The 20625-nt window shown below is 34.0% G+C and carries 15 protein-coding genes and 1 pseudogene; 3 read left to right on the top strand and 13 right to left on the bottom strand.

Annotated elements, in window-relative coordinates; translation table 11 throughout:
* Positions 1–66: 66 nt before the first annotated feature.
* From HHU08_RS08890 to HHU08_RS08880, 3 genes are all read right to left on the bottom strand, one after another.
* Positions 67–915 (bottom strand): metal ABC transporter permease, encoded by an 849-nt coding sequence (locus HHU08_RS08890; RefSeq protein WP_016200880.1) that lies wholly within the window; start codon positions 913–915, stop codon positions 67–69.
* Positions 852–1568: a metal ABC transporter ATP-binding protein gene (locus tag HHU08_RS08885; protein WP_016200879.1), complete on the bottom strand. Its 717-nt coding sequence runs from the start codon at positions 1566–1568 to the stop codon at positions 852–854. The genes HHU08_RS08890 and HHU08_RS08885 overlap by 64 nt, the downstream gene beginning before the upstream one ends.
* A gap of 969 nt (positions 1569–2537) precedes the next feature.
* The gene (locus HHU08_RS08880; RefSeq protein WP_016200878.1) at positions 2538–3773 is read right to left on the bottom strand and encodes a coiled-coil domain-containing protein; all 1236 of its coding nucleotides are present in this window, start codon (positions 3771–3773) and stop codon (positions 2538–2540) included.
* A gap of 553 nt (positions 3774–4326) precedes the next feature.
* On the opposite strand from HHU08_RS08880, the gene HHU08_RS08875 reads away from it, so the two are divergent.
* Positions 4327–5451, top strand: coding sequence for an NAD(P)/FAD-dependent oxidoreductase (locus tag HHU08_RS08875; RefSeq protein ID WP_169188303.1), 1125 nt, complete (start codon positions 4327–4329; stop codon positions 5449–5451).
* A 644-nt stretch (positions 5452–6095) separates the two neighbouring features.
* Positions 6096–6869, top strand: a complete 774-nt coding sequence (minD, locus tag HHU08_RS08870; protein WP_169188302.1) for a septum site-determining protein MinD — start codon at positions 6096–6098, stop codon at positions 6867–6869.
* A gap of 30 nt (positions 6870–6899) precedes the next feature.
* Here minD and HHU08_RS08865 read toward each other — a convergent pair whose 3' ends face one another.
* The 9 genes and pseudogenes from HHU08_RS08865 to tnpA all read right to left on the bottom strand — a co-directional run bounded on the left by HHU08_RS08865 (position 6900) and on the right by tnpA (position 18022).
* A complete protein-coding gene (locus tag HHU08_RS08865) occupies positions 6900–9632 on the bottom strand; it encodes an SH3 domain-containing protein (protein ID WP_169188301.1) in 2733 nt (910 codons plus the stop codon).
* A 391-nt stretch (positions 9633–10023) separates the two neighbouring features.
* Positions 10024–11022, bottom strand: coding sequence for an asparaginase (locus HHU08_RS08860; protein WP_101730117.1), 999 nt, complete (start codon positions 11020–11022; stop codon positions 10024–10026).
* 216 nt (positions 11023–11238) lie between these two features.
* Entirely contained in the window at positions 11239–11724 is a 486-nt protein-coding gene (locus tag HHU08_RS08855) for a nitroreductase family protein (RefSeq protein WP_169188300.1), read from the bottom strand.
* 145 nt (positions 11725–11869) lie between these two features.
* Positions 11870–13054: a Ger(x)C family spore germination protein gene (locus HHU08_RS08850; protein ID WP_101730119.1), complete on the bottom strand. Its 1185-nt coding sequence runs from the start codon at positions 13052–13054 to the stop codon at positions 11870–11872.
* Between the two features lie 180 nt (positions 13055–13234).
* Positions 13235–13473, bottom strand: a pseudogene (locus tag HHU08_RS25050) (amino acid permease); the annotation flags it as partial.
* 203 nt (positions 13474–13676) lie between these two features.
* A complete protein-coding gene (locus tag HHU08_RS08845) occupies positions 13677–14861 on the bottom strand; it encodes an NAD(P)/FAD-dependent oxidoreductase (RefSeq protein WP_016200871.1) in 1185 nt (394 codons plus the stop codon).
* A 113-nt stretch (positions 14862–14974) separates the two neighbouring features.
* A complete protein-coding gene (locus tag HHU08_RS08840; RefSeq protein WP_016200870.1) occupies positions 14975–15403 on the bottom strand; it encodes a DUF1641 domain-containing protein in 429 nt (142 codons plus the stop codon).
* A 514-nt stretch (positions 15404–15917) separates the two neighbouring features.
* Complete coding sequence (locus HHU08_RS08835; RefSeq protein ID WP_016200869.1) at positions 15918–17162, bottom strand: ATP-binding protein; 1245 nt, start codon at positions 17160–17162, stop codon at positions 15918–15920.
* Positions 17163–17536: 374 nt separating this feature from the next.
* Positions 17537–18022, bottom strand: a complete 486-nt coding sequence (tnpA, locus tag HHU08_RS08830; RefSeq protein WP_061800923.1) for an IS200/IS605 family transposase — start codon at positions 18020–18022, stop codon at positions 17537–17539.
* A gap of 108 nt (positions 18023–18130) precedes the next feature.
* On the opposite strand from tnpA, the gene HHU08_RS08825 reads away from it, so the two are divergent.
* On the top strand, positions 18131–19492 hold the full coding sequence (locus HHU08_RS08825; RefSeq protein WP_169189643.1) for an amino acid permease: 1362 nt from the start codon (positions 18131–18133) through the stop codon (positions 19490–19492).
* A 93-nt stretch (positions 19493–19585) separates the two neighbouring features.
* On the opposite strand, the gene HHU08_RS08820 is transcribed toward HHU08_RS08825, so the two are convergent.
* Positions 19586–20494: a TetR/AcrR family transcriptional regulator gene (locus HHU08_RS08820; protein WP_101730121.1), complete on the bottom strand. Its 909-nt coding sequence runs from the start codon at positions 20492–20494 to the stop codon at positions 19586–19588.
* Positions 20495–20625 lie beyond the last annotated feature (131 nt).

Raw genomic sequence — 20625 nt, 5'->3', positions numbered from 1 at the left:
TTTTGATAGGAAATTCAGGCTAATATTTTGCATTTTCTCCACATTAGCTGAACTACTTACTTATTATTATGCTGCATTCTTATAATTCTTCTGACTTGATGCACGACGAATCATCATATAAATCTTTTGACTTAAAAAGCCTACTAACAAGATAACCACTAATAATAAAGTAATCGTTGCACCTGGAGGAGTTCCTAAATGATAAGAAGAAAACAAGCCAGTAAAAATACTAACAGCAGCTACTAAAATAGCAACGATAAATACCCATTTAAAACCTTTCACTAATTTAATGGAAAAAGCAGAAGGCAAAACTAACAATGCTGAAACTAATAACACACCTATAGTTGGAATGATAACGGAAATTGCAATACCTGTTAAAATACTAAAAGCAATCGATAGCATATTTGTATTAATACCACTAGTTGTAGCAGTATCTTGATCAAAAGTCATTATATACATCTGTCTTGTAAAGAAAACAAAAAATAATAGAATAATTCCAGTAACAATTGCTAGTACATTTACTTGCTGTTTACTGATTGTAATGATACTCCCGAATAAATACTGATCCATGCTTGTCGTCATTCCACCACTTGATAAGCTCATAAGAAACAAAGCAAATGACAATCCAGCTGCCATTAAGATAGCAATGGATACTTCTGAATACGTATGGTATGCTCTTCGCATATATTCAATCCCAATTGCCCCAGCGATAACAACTAGAAGACTAGAAAGCGTCACATTCGTTTGAAAGAAAAAACCAATCGCCACTCCAGCTAGTGAGATATGTGACAAAGTATCTGCCATTAATGCCTGTCTTCTTAAAACTAAATATATCCCAATGATTGGTGCGATTATTGCAATGAGCCCACCTGCCCAAAATGCTCTTTGCATGAATTCAAGCTCAAACATCTCCATCCGCCTTTTTCTCCTTTCTCAATATGAATAATTTTATCTAAATAATCCTCTACTTCATCTTGATCATGTGTTACCATGACAACCGTTCTATTATGTTCAATTACCTGGTGCTTCATAAATTCATAAAAACCTTTCCTACTATCCGCATCCATTCCAGTTGTTGGTTCATCCAATACAAGTAAATCAGGTTCTGACGCCAAGATTCGCGCAATTACAATTTTTTGCTTTTGTCCTCCTGATAACTCCCCAACTTTCTTATTTCGATACTCCCACATTCCAACCATTTCTAATGACTTCTTCACTGCCTCATGGTCTACGTCTTTCAATCTTTCATACCATTTCTTACGCTGATATCTACCAGAACGAACAAGCTCTAACACAGTGCTTGGAAAACCAACATTAAAAGAGGAAATTTGCTGGGGCACATATCCTACCGTTAATTTCTTTCCATTTGCATTAAGCTTATTTATTTTCACACTGCCTGACCAAGGCTTCAGTAAACCTAATAATAGCTTTAACAAAGTAGATTTACTTGCACCATTCGGACCTGTGATTCCAACAAACTCTCCACTTTCTAATTCGAAAGAGACACCTTCAAGAGAAGGAACATGTTCATATCCAAATGTAATATTCGATACTGTCGCTAGTTTCATAGTAATTACCCCTTTCTATTTGTAATTTCTGTTTTAATATAACTATCTCTTATACAAAAAATCGCTTATCTTAACTTGCGGTTGGGTTTTACATTCCTCTAAGATTAGGATGAAACAAAATGCTTATTTATACCATCATTAGAGTCTAGCAAAAATCGCAAAATTCCATAATAAAATATTTATAATTTTAGCTATTCTCTTACCTATTTTCTCCATTTATTGACCGTTTAATTCCCCATACCTTTTTGAGAAAGCTCGTTAGTTTGCAACCATTTCGTATTCATTACGATTTAAAGAAAAGATTTACTATTTAATTTAAAGAAAATCATCATTTATTTTATGAACGTTTCCTATATTACTACTTATACACGACACTTAATAATAGACTTTTCCTATTATGGTGTCAATATAAAATGAGACTTCCAACAGTGAGGCTTTTCCTTCCTCCCCCACTGATGGTTAGTTGAACCAATCGGACCTTTACGGACAGTTGATCTCCCACCCATCTTCCTCTTATTCTCATAAGCTTTAGGGAGGAGTCTTACTGTCCGTTAAAAGTGGGATAAATCCAAACGATTCCGATTAAAAATTTTATAATAAATTTGTTAATTGGTCAAGAATTCTCCCTTATTATAGGGAAATTAGTGCTGTTTCTTGCAAGATGAGGCACATCGAAATATTACGAAAAAATAAAGTGAAACTTCCATCAGTAGGGAATTTCCTTCCTTCCCCATTGATGGTTAGTTGAATCATTAGAACCTTTACAGACAGTTGGATCTTCCACCTATCTTCTACGAATTCTCTTAAGCTTAAAGTTGAGTCTCTCTGTCCATTAAGAGTAGGATAAAATATTAAAATATCTCTTTTAAAACGGCATATATTTTTAAAAATGGGGTAAATATATGTTAAACAACATAAAAGCATTACAAGATGACATTCATCAAGTAATGCTTTCTTAAAATCCTAATATTAGAATCTTACAACTCTTCCATTAAATACTGTTTTCCAATATCCACTGTCCATAGATGCGATTGCAACACCAGTAGAACTTTGAGAACCAATAAACTTACCGCCACCAACATAGATACCAACATGTCCATCTGTTTTATAAGTATTAAAGAATACTAAATCTCCTGGTTGCATATCACTTGTAGATACGCGAGTACCTGAGTTTTTCAAAGCATCTGTACTAGCAGGAATGCTGTATCCAGCCTGAGAATAAGCCCAGCTAACAAAGCCAGAACAATCAAATAGACCATTTGCTATATCTGAAGCTGTTCTACCTCCGCCAAATTTATAAGTCGAATTACCAATATACTTATAGCCAGCAGTAATTGCTTTTGATTTTCCACCACTTGGTTTCACAGTTTTATTGGAACTTGACGTCTTATTTGAAGTCTTACTTGCACTCTCACTAGTTCCAACTGTTGAAGCAACCAATTGATTTATATTATCTTGTTCTTTTTGTTGAATCATTTTTTTAATTTGTGGTTCTACAGACTGTAAAGAACCATATTTTTGTTCTAATTCTGTTTTATGTTGTTTGTTATCTGCTTCTTTTGCTTTTAAATCTTTTTTTGCTTGCTCATTTTTCTTCTGTTGCTCTAGGTTTTGCTTCTGCATTTCTTCAAGATCTAATTTTGTATTGTTTAAATCATCATATTTTTCTTTTATTTCATTTTGTTTCGTTTCTAAATCTTTTTTATCAGCTTCATTGCTTGCAATTAAGTCTTGATCTGCTTCCATGATTGTAGCTACTGCTCCTACACGGTCAACAAACTCCTTAAAGCTGGCAGCACCGAAAAGTACTTCTATATAATCTACACTTCCCCCATTTTCTTGGAAGGTACGTGCTCTTTCTTTTAATACATTATTACGCTTTTCAATTCTATCTTCTAATTCTTTTATTTGTTTCTCAAGAGAAGCAATTTCTTTTTCGGTTGTTTTCATCTTAGCTTTTGTTTCATTAATAAGACTTTTATTTTCTTCAACTGCCTTATCTACTCTTTTAATTTGTGCTTCTAATTTCTTCAATTCTTCTTGTGCTTCTACAATTTTAATTTGAGCGTCTGAAATTTGGCTTTGTAAAGATTCTTTTTGTTGAGCAACGCTAGTTGCATGAGCATTGATTCCTGGGATGGTAAAGCTAGTACCTAATCCAAGTAGTATTGTCGTGTTTAGAATCACTAGTTTCTTTTTTAACATTTCCATTTTCCCCCTGCACATTGTCTAATGTAGAATTCTTCTAATATATTTATCTATGTATTTTCTTTATGTTTATGGATGCAATTGGTAGAGAGACCCTTTTAATATAGTATTCTCTACTCTATAAATCAAACGAAAACCCTGTTTTCGACGAAAGTTCTTTATATAAAACATCTTTCGCCACAAATAGAAGTATAACATCATAATTTGTCATTTAAGTAATAGGAATATTACAGTTATGTTTCAAATGGCTTTTTTCTTCAATTGTTCACAATTTTTCAAACTTTTTACCTATAAATTTTTATAAAAAATATAAGTGTATCAATTCTATTAAATAAAAGAACCGTTCTTAATAGAAGTATTTTATCGTTTCCAATCGACAATTTCCATCATTTTTTGCATTTTTCTTTTTTATCTAAAAAAACTATCACATCATTTAAAAGTACTGCTACATAATTAATAGCCTTCTTTTACCTATCCTTCTAATGAAATTACACATTATGTTATAGTAGAATAAACTTGTTATTTACAAAGTGAAGGAATTGATTAATATATGAAGAAAGTAATAGTTGTTGGCGGTGGAATACTTGGTGCTGCTATCACATTTGAATTAGCCAAACGAGGGGCTCAGGTAGTTGTGATCGATAGAGAAGATCGAGGGCAAGCAACAAAAGCAGCTGCGGGCATTATTTGTCCATGGAATTCCCAACGTAGAAACAAAAAATGGTATGTATTAGCTAGAGAAGGAGCAAAGTACTATCCATCTCTCGTTAATGAATTACATAGCTTCAATCAATTAAATACTGGCTATAAAAAGGTTGGTGCGCTTAGCCTGCATTCTGACGAAGCTAAATTAGAAGCAATGAAAGAGAGAACATTAAAACGAAAAATAGAGGCACCAGAAATTGGCGATATAAATATTCTTACCTCTACAGAAGCAAAATCGTTATTTCCCTTATTAGCTCCAGGATATAGTGCTTTACATATAAGCGGGGCAGCAAGGGTAAATGGTTGGGCATTACGTAATGCTCTTATAGATGCGAGCCAACAATTAGGGGCTACCTTTATCCAGTCAACTAGTACCCTTATAAAAGAACACAATACAATTAAAGGTGTTAAACTTAGTGATAACACAACTATCTATGCTGATGAGGTTGTGATTGCTGCTGGAGTTTGGGCGAATGAATTACTTGAACCACTTCAATTATCCTTTGACGTCAAAGCACAAAAAGGACAGATTCTCCATGTAAAATTAACTGATCATCTGTGTTCAGATTGGCCAGTAGTAATGCCGCCACATGATCAGTATTTATTAACATTAGAAAATAACAATATAGTTATTGGTGCTACACACGAAAATACAACCGAGTTATCTGATACTATTACAATTGCCGGGATTAAAGAGATCATCGATAAGGCCTTATTATATGCCCCTGGATTGTCGGATGCAGTATGGAATGAAGTGAAAGTAGGTTTCCGGCCTTTTACAAATGACTTCCTTCCCGTGTTCGGAAGACTGAAACAATACGCCGGACTAACAATTGCTAATGGCTTAGGTGCATCAGGACTAACAATGGGTCCCTTTATTGGAAAACAACTCGCAAAATTTCTTCTTGAATCTGAATGCGAGATTGATTTCACCCCCTATTCCATTGATAGTTCGATTCAAGAATTATAATGAAAACTTCCAGCAGTGTGGGGAATCCTCCTCCCCTCTGATGGTTAGTTGAACCAATCGGACCTATACGGATAGTGGGTCTCCCACCTATCTTCCTCGTGTTCTCATAAGTTTATGGTTGAGTCTTACTGCCCATTAAGTGTGGGATAAATGTTTAGGACACTTAACTATAACTATGCTGAAAAAGTAAAGTGTCCTTTCTCTTTATCTACATTTACGAACACATCGAATAGGTACATACGCTCAATTTTTCACTTCCTTTGATAATCATTTTTTCCTTAACACTTTCAGCAATTCCATAAATTATTACACCTAATCAGCCTTTTTCCCTATTACTCATCCTAAATTCTATCAAAAAAGGAGAAAAACACTCTAAACAAGTGGAAAAACCAATAGAATAGATAGTAGTTTCTACATATGGCTCTTCTACACTTTTCATATTAAAATTGTTCTGTATTACGTTCACTTTCATTCTATTGAGCGTTCCTATTAATTGATTATTTAATGTTTACATAAAGGAAAACTTCTATTAGTGGATTTTTATCCCCACTGGTTTTAGTTTAGCAAATAAACAAAACTTCTCATAAATAGGATATAAGTCATTCGACTTTTTTGTTTATTTAATTTTTAGGGGGATTTGGGGAATGAGTCGAATTATCACGATTACTTCAGGGAAAGGAGGAGTTGGGAAAACAACCGTTACTGCAAATCTAGGTAGTGCACTTGCATTAAAGGGATATAAAGTTTGCTTAATAGATACAGACTTTGGATTACGGAATCTAGATATTCCTTTAGGCTTATCAAACCGAATTATTCTAGATATCTCTGATTATTTGCAAAAAATGTGTTCCTTTAGTCATATCATCGTTAAACATCGAACTATGAAAAATCTTCATTTGGTACCTGGTAGTAAAAAAAGATTATCGGAGATGGAGCTGAAATCATTTAGAGAAATGCTTAAACAGATAGATTCCCTGTATGATTTTATCTTAATTGATTCTCCTTCGGGATTAGAAAGCGGATTTTTTTATGCATTAGATGGAGCTCATGAAGCGATTATTGTAACTACCTCCGACAAAACTGCTTTACAGGATGCAGATAGAGTAATCGGTATATTAGAATCACAAAATGAACTGGAATTATCCTTGGTTGTAAATTCTTATAGAAATAACCAAGAAGTTGAAGATATATTACAATTATTAAATATAAATTTTCTAGGGGCCATTCCTGCAGATGTAAATATAATCGCGGCTAATAACAAAGGAAATCCGATAGCATTAGATCCTGCTATCCAATCTGGAGTGATGTTTAGAAAGATTGCACAAAATCTTTCCAAACACCATTATAACCAGACAATTGATTTACCTACTTATAACCAAACGATTTTTACACATAAGAAATTGAAGTTATCTTTTTAACATTCACGTGAACCTTAAAAAGCTTCTATTCTACTTTGAGCTTATTTGGTATGTTGGAATTTCATAGTTTAAAGTATAGGAACTTAATAGACTATATAAGTTATAGATTTGATTTACTTGTTTAGTAGCCCAGCCTATATCTGAAGCATACTGATGTGTTGCTTTTCCTGTTTTCTCAGCTGCATCAGGATTCCATCTCATTTTATATAAAGTATCCTGTCCAGCATTAACATAACCTTGAGCAATAAATTTCGCTCCACCTATAATAGCAGCTTCTGGAGTAAACCAGCCTGCATTATACGCATATTGTGCACCACTTGAAACAGCAGAGCCGTCATATGCACCAATGCCATACATATTATAAACAGTTTTACCATTAACAACAACGCCATTTGCCAAGGTAGACGTCCCGTTGCCAGTTTCTAAAAGCGCATGTGAAATCAAATAAATTTCATTTATACCATAAGCATTAGCTGCGGTTACGAAGGAAGATGCTTTTCCAGCTAAGATTCCTTTTCCAGCTAATATTTTACTATCTACTTCCTTATCATCTACATTTGCTTTTGCAGATAATTTTAGAAATTGAAGAGATTGTGTTTCACTATTAAGAAAGTTATCTGGGTTAAGATAGTATGCAGTATCCTCTTTGCTAGCACTAACCCATGATTGTGAATAATTTACCTTATACCAGTAGTAACCATCTGTTCCCTTCACTTTGGAAACGATTGTTAATACTTGCCCACTAGTTAAGGTACTTACAACAGAATAATCGGTTCCTGCTCCTCCACGTAATCTCCAGCCATTGCCGAGCACAGTTCCTTTTGTGGAATCAGCCGTTTTGAATGCAATAGCATCTTCTCTGATGTAGGTATCATACTTCTTGTCTGTTTGTGGATTTACGCTTAATTGAATATTCGTCATTTCATCTAATGTAAGGCTATAATTCACATAATTCTTATTTATCGTTGCATTAGAGGTTCCATTGCCTTTTGTAGATAAAAATTCAGTACTTACATAGCCTTCTAAATTATTAACTTTTATTTTAGACCAACCATTTTCTTCTGATTGTACAATTACTACCGTTCCAGCCGAAAGCTTGCTAAGAATTGTACCGCTTGTTGATGGTGTAGATCTTAAATTTAAACTAGATCCCGGTTGAACATTAACAATTTTTTCTACGAGTGTTGGTGTTTCTTCTGGCTGTTCCTCATCGTTTTTGTCTGTTTCCTTTTCCGGCGTATCAGGAGCAGATGTAGAAATACTTGTTAAATATTCACTGCTTACATAGCCTTCTATGTTATTTGTTTTAATTTGAGACCAGCCATTTTTTTCTGACAATACTGTTACTATTGTCCCTGCAGCTAATTTACCTTTAATCGTTCCGCTTGTGGAAGCTGTCGATCTTACATTTAAATTAGAACCAGATTGCACATTGACTTTCTTTTCTACTGTTGGTGTTTTTTCTGGCTGCTTTTCTTCATCTTTTTGGCCTGTTTCTTTTTCTGGCGTAGTCGGTGTAGAAACGCTTGTTAAATACTCGCTACTTACATAGCCTTCTAAATTATTGGTCTTGATTTGAGACCAGCCATTTTTCTCCGACAATACTGTTACTACTGTCCCTGCAGCTAATTTACCTTTAATCGTTCCGCTTGTGGAAGCTGTCGATCTTACATTTAAATTAGAACCAGATTGCACATTGACTTTCTTACTGATTTGCGTTGTAGCTTTGTCCGTTGTGCTTTTCCCACTATCTTTTTCGGTTCCTGGATTATTGTTCGTTGTATTATCAGTTATTTTCTTATCAGACAAATAACTATTGCTTACATAGCCTGTCTTCCCTGATACTGTTACTTTATCCCAACCATTTGCACTTGAAAGAACACTTACTGCAGTCCCTCTAGAAAGCTTTGTTACAATAGAACTAGTTGTATTTGCATCCTTTCTAACATTTAAAGAAGAATTTTTATCAACATTTACATACTTCGTTGTTGTTTCTTTATTAGTACTTGTATTTGTTTCTTTCGCTTGTTCTGTACTAACACTTGATTTCTTTTCTGCAAGATATTGCGTTGCTACATATCCTTGTTTTCCATACACTTCTACTTTTGCCCAACCATTCGTTTCAGAATAAACGGTTACCGGTACATCCTTTGCCAATTTAACAATAATAGAAGCGGAATTTGATGGACTATTTCTTAAGTTCAAACTCGAACCAGCAGTGACATTTACGTATTTAGTTACTTTTTTTTGTTCATTTGCTACTTCGGTTGTTTTCTTTTCCTCTGTTGGAACAGCTTTTATGTATTCGGATGCTACATATCCTTTTATTCCATTCACTTTTACTTCTGACCAGCCATTCGATTCAGAAACCACTTCTACCTTTGTGCCATTTTTAAGCTTTGTAACCACATTTCCTTTTGTAGAAGCTGATTCTCTAACATTTAAAGTAGAAGAAGGGTCAATGGAAACATATTTGATTGTACTTTCTTGCTTTGATATTAAAAAGCTTGAAGAAACATAGCCAACTTTTCCATTCACATCCACTTTTGACCAGCCATTTGTTTCGGAAAGGACATTTACTTTTGCTCCAGCTTTTAAAGTTGTTACAATACTTGTACTTACTGATGGACCGCCCCTTACATTTAATACCGATCCTGCATTTACTTCTACATACTTGGTGTTGGAAGCAGCTTGAACCTCTTCCATGAAAAGGGGAGAAGATAATGCTGCTAGAAATACTCCAGGTACTACTACTTTTTTCACTACTACATACCTCCTAGATCTATTATCTCGGTTCATTATTAGGCATTCTTAAAACTATCATCTTATTACTAATAAATACTATTACCCCGATTATGTATTCTTTGATACCTATGATATTATCTATTATTCTACTAGTATATAATCCTTTAGTCACGTTTTTTTATGGGTTTTTAACGTTTCAGGTCAAAAGTTTTAGATAAATTGATAATACATCCATATAAAACACGATAAAAGCTGTTTCTTTAGCCACGTTTATATATTTTCTAAATATTCATATAATAAATCCGAAACAAAATTAGGTAGATAATCCTAATCTAATCAAACCCTAACTAAAAAACCTCCTATCTATCGTAAATCACGATAGAAGGAGGTTTCAACAATAATCAAGCCTTTAATTCTCCCAATCTACTGAAAGGTCATAAGCAATTTGACTTTCCATGCGGTTTTTTATTTCCTCTATCGCTAACTCGCTGCCTAATACCCACATTAATTTAGCAACAATTGCTTCAGTATTCATATCTGCTGATAAAATAACATTGTATTGAGCCACTTTTCTTCCTACTTCGTATAATAACAAGTCTTGCCCTTCTTCCAAACATTGAGTAGATATAACAACAGCAACCCCTTGACTCACCATTTCTTCAATCTTCGGCAATAAACTTCTTTCCTCAAAGGGTAATCCTCCATTACCAAAGCTTTCGATAATAACTCCTTTATAGTGGTGTTTAATAAAGTCAAAGATTTCTGGTTTCGTACCTGGATGTAGTTTTAATAAAAACACATCTGGACATATACTTATATCCACCTTCAAGTCGGTCGTCGGCTTGTCCGGTTTCCATATATAATGAATCTGACCTTCCTCTATTGTCGCGACATAGGGATGATTAATACTAGCAAAAGCATCATAGCTTTTCGTACGCATTTTTACTGCTCTCGTGCCAATAATCACTCGCCCGTCAAAGACAACAAATACGCCACCTATATCTTCTTTAGCAAAGCGAATACTATCCATTACATTTTTCTTAGCATCTGTTTGTTTAAAACTTATCGGGACCTGTGAACCTGTAATTACCACTGGTTTTTTTAGATCTTGCAGCATATAAGAAAGGGCAGCTGAGGTATACGCCAATGTATCCGTACCATGTGTAATGACAAAACCATCGTATTCATGGTAATGCTCCGCAATTGTCTTAGCCATCATGACCCAATGTTCTGGCTGCATATTCGTACTATCTCTATTCATAATGATTTCGCAAGTTACATCCACTTCGAGAATATCATTTTTAAAATATTGAAGGAGCTCTTCTGCAGACAAACCGGGTACTAGCCCTTCCTTTCCTTCTACTGAGGCAATTGTACCCCCGGTTGCAAGTAACAGCAATTTTTTCATTTACAGTCCTCCTAAATGCATTACTCCTTAAAGTATACCACTCGCAATATATACCACGTTATTATATAGACTTATATCAGTTTCCGCAATAAGAGGATTCTATCCAATTTGTGGTCTAAAAGTTAGTTTGTTTAATATCTATTAAATAGAAAAAAGAGGCGTAAGATGTTCTATTACGCCTCTCCTTATATTAAGGAATATTTTCGACTTAATCAGTTAATCTAAATAAGTAATTTTCTCTTCAATTGATGCTCGTTCTTTAGGTGCCATAATTTCGTCAGAATAACCAATTGCCAGGACTCCAGCAACTTCATAGTCTTCACTCACTCCTAATGTTTTACGTCCTAAAGAAGAGGAACCAACAGAACTCCAAAACGTTCCAACTCCTTCATCCCAAGCCTGTAGCATGAAATTTTGAATAAAACAGGATACAGCGGACAAATTTTCATCTCGCTCAATTTGGTTCCTTCCTTTATGGGATAAAACAGCAATTATCTTTGATGCATCTCCGAAGTTTGTTTTATGTTTTAGTTCTGCTCGGGTCTTTTCGCCGACAAAAAGAATCTGCCACGGTTCTGTCATCTTATGGTTCGGAGCAAATCTTGCCCGTTGTAGCCATTCCAAAATAACCCCTTTATCTACCTCTTCAGATGTAAATTTTTTTATTGTTCTTCTACTTGTGATAACCTCAGATATATTCATTTTTACCTCTCCCCTTTTTGTAAAGTCTTATTTCTTTCTATAATAACCCTATTTTTATATTTTTTAAATAATACTATTTCTTACTATTTTATTGATTTATTTTGTACTTTAGCTATAAAGCAGTCCATTATTCAAGTAACTACATTTACTTTATATCATAGCTGTTGTTTCTAAATCCACTTCTCTTTATTTCTACATTTACATGGACGTTTATCTTTGCCTCTTTAAAACCTACATCCCAATTATCTTCATATTGTTTAAAATGCTTGTAATCTTGATCTCTAAATATTTCCCCCAATCCAAATATATCAGCCACATATTCTTTTTGCATTTTTTCAATTAATTGATTAAATTCTTTTTCTAAATAACTATTAGTCAGGTCTTCAAACTCTTCAAATGCTTTTACCTTTGCAACCTTTATTGCTTTATCAGATCCATCTAGCGTAGATTCAGCATGGACATATATATCAATTTGTGGACTGCCGTTTACTTGCCTAGCTTTAATCTTTGTCTTAGAATGAATGATTCGCAAAGCAAAAAATTTTTTTTCATTATATGGAACAGTTAGAGCAGTTCGTTCCAACTTATTTTGAATCCATAATAAAATTCTTGTATCATATAAATCTAGATACCCTTGCAGCTTCCCATATTTAAAAACAGCTAAAGAATCAATTTTTGCAACTGCTCCTGGGGTCGTCGTTTTCAAATTATCCATATTGCCGCCTTTTTCTTTATCACCCTGTATTTTCATTGCTGCTAAAACTGGAACTTGCCCCTGTGATGCGTATGTACGAATAAAATCATTTAATTTAATTCCAGGTGTCCCTCCCCATTCATCTAACATATTATCCAGCTGTGGAAAAATTTTCAAAGAAGAGACTTTTTGATATTCATTCGTTATTCGCAAAAAATCAACTGCTTCTGTGTCTTTAGCTACCACTATATTAAAGTCATCCCTTATTTCTCTATCCCTGTCGAAATAATCCATAAAACTAAGAATTCCCTCTTTGGCAACTTCTTCTCCAATAATAAGCAATCGCATATGTGAAAAAACCAAATGAGTGGATACAGCAATATTGAATTTATGGGTAATTTCTCCAATTGTATCTCCTTCTATGGTATAAACAATCGCAGGGGCTAAGCCTTGAGCGGTTTTCGGATTTAATTCTGTTGCAGAGGTGCTCTCTATGGATAGTTTATATTTATAGTCATCCCCTTTATCAATTGCTATCCCTGTAACAATTGCATTTTGATTTAACTCCGATTGATCCCAACAGCCAGTTAATAAAAAGATGGATAAAATAGATATACTCAATATGTAGCGTTTCATATTTTTACTACTCCCTTAGAATCATCGATAGCTTAATTTTGTCCATCACCGTTTCATGTTATGGTGGATGAGAAAAAAATAGAAAAAGGATAATTTTATCTTTTTCACAATTTACCAATAGCTTATGAAAAAGAATGAAAATTATCCTTTCTATCCTTATAATTCTATTTATTATTTTTTTTAATGGTAAGGAACAGTTGTGGCTATTATATTTCTCTTATATAAAAGATGGGCGTTTATCCACAGACTGGATTGATTGTGTAAAATATTATGCCAACTTTTCTTTGTGATGAATTGCGGAATAAGACCTGTTACATGGATATTTGTGGTCTTCAGCTTTTTCCTCTATCAATAATAAATCTTGCTAGTGGTTTAATTAAACTTCGATAGTGTGAATGGATCGTTACTAATCGAACTTTTACGGACAGTGGATCTCCCACCTATCTTCTTCATATGTTCATAAGCTTGAGGGGGAGTCTTACTTTCCGCTAAGAGTGGGATAAAAACGCCGATTGCATATAAGTTGTTCTGTATGTCCACCAAAGAAAATTCAATCCCTAGTTAGAATAAAAAAAAGATGAGTACGGTGCTATTGCACCATATCTCATCTTTTTTACTACTATTAATAAGCTAAGCTGAATAGCCCTTTGATATGTGATAAATAACGAATATTACTTGCTTCTTTCATTAAGGAAGCTGGTAATCCCTTTAATGGAGTTGAGCTTCCACCAACGATTGCTACTCCATCTTTTCTACCAAGGCTTGCAAGTGTACCAGAGTTAATTGGATCAAATGTATCTAATGCTTTGTTTTCAAGGTAAGCATATAAATTATAACCAATCAATTCTCCCATTTGCCAAGCAATTTGAGCAGTCGGTGGTGCTGGACGACCATCTCCATCAGCAGGGAAGTATACTGCACTATCACCTGCTACAAATACATCAGGGTGAGAAGTGGATTGTAAGAATTCATTAACAGTTGCGCGACCACGGTTTACTTCCAATCCAGAAACACCAACAAGTGGATTTCCTTGTACTCCGCCAGTCCATACAAATGTATTAGCAATAATTTGTTGACCATCTTTTAGATCAATTACATTGCCTGAAACATTTGTTACTGGTAAGCCAGTTAAGAAAGTTACGCCACGTCTTTCCAAGCTTTTTGTAGCACGTTCGATTAAGTCTTCTGGTAAAACCGGAAGAATTTTCGGACCAGCTTCTACTAATAGCAATTTAATATCACGGAAATCAACGCCATATTTTCTTGTTAATCCTGGTAGGATATCTGCAAGTTCACCAACAAGTTCTACACCTGTTAGTCCGCCGCCACCGATTAAAATAGTAGCATCTTCTTGTTTTCTTGATTTTGCATATTCACGAATTCGCTCTTCTACATGATTGTAGATTTTGTTTGCATCATCTGCAGATTTAAGAACCATGCTGTTCTCTTCAAGCCCTGGAATACCAAAGTATGCAGTTACACTTCCTAAAGCTACAACTAATGCATCATAAGTTAATTTAGATCCATCGCCTAAAACAACTTCTTTTGTATCCACATTGAAAGAATCAACGGAAGCAATTTTCAAATCAATATCTTTTCCTTTAAATAATTTTTCTAGTGGCATAGCAACTGCTTTTTCAGAAACATTACCTGCTGCTAAACGGTGCAATTCAGTGATAATTTGATGTGTTGGGTATTTATTAATAACGGTAACTGTCGCTTCCGCTTTACTGTAAAATTTACGAACATTTAAAGCTGCTAATAGGCCACCGTATCCAGCACCTAAAATAACGATATGTTTTGACATAGTAAATCCTCCGTCCTTATTACATTTAAAAGTATTGGCAGGCTCCCTGTCAGTTTGACAAAACAAACTCCTTTTGAAATGGCATTTCTGACTAGGCAAGACTACTTGAAAGATTATTTATTATTACGTTCTGACATAATTTGAAGATAGCTCTGTAAAAAACGGAACATCTTTTGTGCTTGTGGGTCTTTTAACATTTTCATCAACCCGAATACACCGATTGTTTCATTGCTTGCATCTGCACGATCTTTTGCTTCAATTGTAGCTGAAGCCATTCCCTTAACGGAATGAATAACTGGCTCGAACATTTCAGTCGTTGCGCCAACAATATCGCTTTTAAATACTTGGTCTTGTGATAATGATTGAACAACATCATACGTTTTAGATAAACCATTAACCATTTCAGTTAACTTTGGTAATTGCTCGATTAATGTTGTCAATGATTCTTGTACCTCAGGCTTTAACAACTGATCCAATAGGTCTTGATTTGATGTTGCAGTCAGTTGTTGCTCAGCATTTGTTTGGGCAGTAGTTTCTGACATAACTGATTCTCCTTTACTATAAGCTCTTCGCTTAAATGTTATTAACAAATTTTTTGTGATTGAGTGCACAAAAATTTGCGAAAGATAATTTTTACCAACTCTAGTTAAAATGAATGAAGGTATGTACAAATACAAATACTCTATCATGCTCTTCTTTCTATCAGTAGAAGAGGATGTACAACCTCTCCATCATTAAACTCCTTTAATATAATACCACTTTTTGAATAAAAATAAATGTAAGTTTGACAAAAAAATAGAGTTTTTTTAAACAAAAGTGAAGTTTATCACGAATATAGAGTTTAACGTCACAAAATAATCAAAATAAACAATAACTCAAAATATTTCTATTTTTTTACTCTCTCATACTATTATGCTAAAAAAACATGCTATTATTCTTTCCCACTTTATTAACATTCTTCATATACCTTCTAATTTCCTGTAAGCGTTTTTATTTTCTTCAAAAAAAATGTATGGACGGTATTGTTTATACTCTATCCATACATGTTATATATTATTATTTACTTAAGATTGGTAAATAAACAGAACACGTAGTTCCTTTGTTCATTTTGCTTTTCATCTCTATTTTCCCATTCAAATGATGTACAATATTAAAACAAACCATCGTACCAATTCCAGTTCCTTGTGTTTTCGTTGAATAAAAAGGGGTACCTAATCTGTTCAGCTCCTCTTCCGTCATCCCTTTTCCATTGTCTGCAATATTTATTTTTACATAATTCTCTGTGGTTTTTTCAGAAACAATCACTTCACCTTTTCCCTCGATTGCTTCAATAGCATTCTTAATTATATTAATAAATACTTGTAAAATTTCATCTTGCCCTGCTTCAATAATACATTCTGTTTGAACTTGATTATAAATTTTCACATTATTCAAAAGCGCATAGGGACTCATAAGCTCTTCAACTTTTTTTATAAGCTTACCTAGATTGATCTGTTCTTTTGTCCCTTCATTCGTCCGAGCCAGTGATAAATAATCATTAATTATCTTTTCTGCCCGCACCAATTCGGATGACATAAGCAAAAGCATATCTTTTTGCTTCTCCGTAATATTAGATGCTTCCTTTAATAAATGAGTATATCCTTTAACAACAGTTAACGGATTTCTTATTTCATGAGCAACTGATGCAGCCATTTCTCCTATCAACCTTATTCGTTCCGTTTGTTGCATTTGTTCCTTCTTGCGCTCTTGATAAGAGAGTGACTCTATTAGATAGACAGCAATACTTAATGTAACAATATGAGATAAGTATAAATAAATAACAAATGTCCAGGTCAGCTTATTCGTAAAAAATGAAGTAGCAATTAAATCGATGCTTATTGGGACAAGCGATATTAAACAAGCAATCATTATTTTTTTTCCATAGGATTCTGCTTGCTTGTACTTCTTTATAGCTACGTACAGAATAGGTAAAGTGAGTAAAACAATGATAAGCATAACTATTAGGCCCTCATTGTACCCAATCATATATCGATAAATTGCCATCACTATCGTTGTTAATAATCCAGCCGGAAATCCTCCATACAAAAAAGCAACTAACCAAGGAATTGTCCTTAAATCATATATATGACCTGGAGCTATCTCTAAAGGAAAAGACATGGCTAAAATTAATATGATGGAACAATATACACTTGTAAAAAGAACTGTATTCTTAGTTTTCATTTTATGGAAATAATAATAATAAATAAAAATTGGTACAACATTCAATAATAAAACAAATAAGTAATTGTCAAATCTAATCATTTTTTCTCCTCTATTAAAATGAAAATCCTCACCTTATCTAAGTTACCATCTTTTCTCAATTATTTCATCAGGAAATATTTTTTTCCTTTTAGAAAAGAATTTTGGAATAGATATTGTTTCATTACGGGTTATAAGTGAAACAAATAATTGCTGAAAAAGCTGACATACTAATAGTGGTTAACTGCTCTTAATCTTTTGTAATCCCCTATCATTATTTAAAGAGGAGAAAACAATGACAAAATAAGGACCACCCGTGAGAACGGGTGGTTTTCTCTGCGGCTGAAAGCCTTTGTTACTGACCAAACCCTAAAGGGCTACTGAAAGGTTCGCCAATTGTACTACTTCTACTGGCCAGACCTCAAAGGCCTTCTCTCCTAATTTTTTCGTTTCTTTTTCTTCACTTCTTCCCCTGTAAATGGATCAATATATTCCATAATCGTTAATTGTTCTGCGACTAGATCATCTTGTATTTGATTACGGATATATTCTTCAATTACCTTCTTGTTTCTTCCTACCGTATCTACATAATATCCTGTACACCAAAATTTTCGATTTCCATACTTATATTTCAGTTGTGCATGTCTATCAAATATCATCAAGCTACTTTTTCCTTTTAGATATCCTACGAATGCTGATACACTTAATTTTGGCGGAATACTCACTAACATATGTACGTGGTCCTTACACGCAGTTGCTTCTATTATCTCTACGCCTTTCCTCTCACACAAGGTACGTAAGATTTGCCCAATATCTTTCTTTATTTTCCCGTAAATTATTTGTCTTCTATATTTTGGTGCAAATACTATGTGATACTTACAATTCCAAGTTGTGTGTGCTAAACTATTATTGTCTTTTGACATAAGGACTTCCTCCTGGCTATTTATTTTCGGTTGGCGAACCAAAAAATATTTTAGCACCACGAGGAAGTTTTTTTAATACCACGCTGTAAGCTTTTTGGAACCCTAGGCATAGCCCAGGGTTTTCTTTTCTATAATAAAAAAGCAAACTCAAAATCAGAAGATCTTAAGTGGTGGCAACTATCATTAATTGGTGTAGGTTGTACGATTGGTACGGGCTATTTTCTTGGTTCTAGTCTAGGAATAAAGGAAACAGGCCCCTCCATTGTTTTTACATTTATCTTAGCTGCTATCGGTACGTATATTGTTTTTAACCAATTAGCAAAAATGACTGCAAAGGATCCACAAGAAGGATCGTTCTGTTACTATGCAAACAAAGCATTTGGTCCATGGGCTGGCTTTAGTTGTGGGTGGAATTATTGGTTTTCTAATATTCTAATCATGGGAAGCCAATTAACAGCGCTTTCCCTTTTATCTCAATTTTGGTTTCCCAAAATACCATTATGGGTGTTTGCCTGTATTTATGCAGTTCTTTCCTTATTTGTTGTCTTTCTAGGAACAAAAGGCTTCGATCGTGTAGAAAATTATTTGGCCATTATTAAAACAGCAGCCATCATTATGTTTATCGGTTTAGCTGCCGCTGCTGTTTTTGGGTGGATTCATGGTGGAAACGGTGATGTCTCCATTCCTCGTTCCATGGATGACATCTTTCCAAAAGGCTATAAAGGCTTCTGGATTTCATTATTATTCGCATTTTACGCTTATGGCGGAATTGAAGTCATTGGATTAATGGCGATGCAGCTGAAGGATAAAAAAGATGCACCGAAAGCCGGCACCAATATGCTTATTATTCTTGTAATTATTTATGTACTTTCATTAGGATTAGCGACAATTTTAGCTCCGCTAGATCAATTTTCGGAAAAAGAAAGTCCGTTCGTAACTGCGTTATCGGACTATCATTTAAACTTTTTCCCCCATGTTTTTAATGGCGCTATCATAATCGCTGGATTTTCCACAATGACAGCAGCTCTGTTTGGAGTAACTAGCCTTTTAGTGACAATGGCAAAAGGTGGAGATGCCCCCAAAATATTTACAAAAAAGCTAAAAAAATTCAATCAGTTACCTCTTCCTTCCTTTATTCTCGGAGGAGTTGGACTCTTTGCCTCTGTCATTGCAGCACTATTATTGCCTGGGAAAATATTCGAATATATTACAACAGCAGCCGGAATTCTTCTATTATATAACTGGACTTTCATCCTCCTTTCTTCCTTTAAAGTACTTCAAGGAAATTTGTGGGATAAATTAAAGGCGTCCTTTGGTATATTGCTCATCGCCATCGCAGTAGCAGGTACTATTATAGAAAAAGCAGTACGAATCGGCTTTTTTGTTAGTTTAGCATTTGTTTTGATCATTGCAGCTGCCACATTTTTTATGCGACATAAATTAGGTAAAAATAAACCAAGTTGTTCGTAATAGGAGCATTGTTTATTCCTTAACTGCGTTAAGCTTGCAAACCAAAACGGGAAAAGTCAGTTAACACTTTGACTTTTCCCTTATCCGTAGGTATTAACGATTCTGTTTGGAGAATACTTTCTCAATTCTTGCCGCAAGTGTAACCACTGTTTCGGTAAATGGCGTATCTTTCACTTCCAGCGATAAGGATTTCAATGTACTTTCTAAAATAAAATACCTAGGATATCTCATCTCTATTTCTTCTTCAATAAACTCTAACAATTGATCCATTTTTTCTTGAGTTTGAAAAAATTCTTCAGCTCTTTTTAAATCTGCTTTCAATTTATAAAGCAAACAAAGAATTTCCTTTTTTCCAGAATCATGATCTTTTAATGATTGTACATTAATCAAATTGTAAAGCGTCTCTGGCTTTAAAAGAACATCCTTAGAATGAGATAATTGTTTTACCATCTCTAAAATTCGATTTACACAATACTGAACAATTTGATGAATATTGGCGTTCTCCTGATAAACTAAGCTATGCATATAAATAGTAGAATGAATCATTCCCATTAACAGGATGGAGCAATCTACTAAATAGTTTCTGCTTGTTGGTCCACAAACATCCATTAACCGATTGTACACCCAGTTTAACTCATGCACTCTTCTGTTTTTTATATAGCCTTTCAATTCTTCATCATTTGTAAAAAGAATTTCTTCAAATAAAGAAATTATCTTATATTGGTTATTTGTCTTAATTAGCATTTCTATTTGTTTTATAAATAGAACACTATCAGCTTTATCCTGCCCTATAAGCAATTGTTTCCTTTGCCATTCCAATTCTGTATAAATGTTTTTGAAAATAGAAATTAACAATTCATTTTTACTGGAAAAGTAATTATAAAAAGTCCCCTTTGAAATATTACTTGCAGCTAGTATATCTTGAATCGATGTGTGCTGAAATCCATTTTCAATAAATAATTCATGCGCTTTATCCATAACATGCTTTTTACGTTTGTTCATTTAACCACCTTGATAATAAATTTAGACTGCTGGTTCAATTTATATACTAGGTTATTTAGAGAAGAATTACAATCATTTCTCTTTAAGATATGGTGGTAAAACATTGTTTTAATAAGGTTTTTTTCAATTAA

Source organism: Niallia alba (genome assembly GCF_012933555.1).
GTDB lineage: Bacteria > Bacillota > Bacilli > Bacillales > Cytobacillaceae > Niallia > Niallia alba.
The sequence above is the reverse complement of the archived record's forward strand: the minus strand, read 5'-3'. Positions and strand labels throughout refer to the sequence as shown.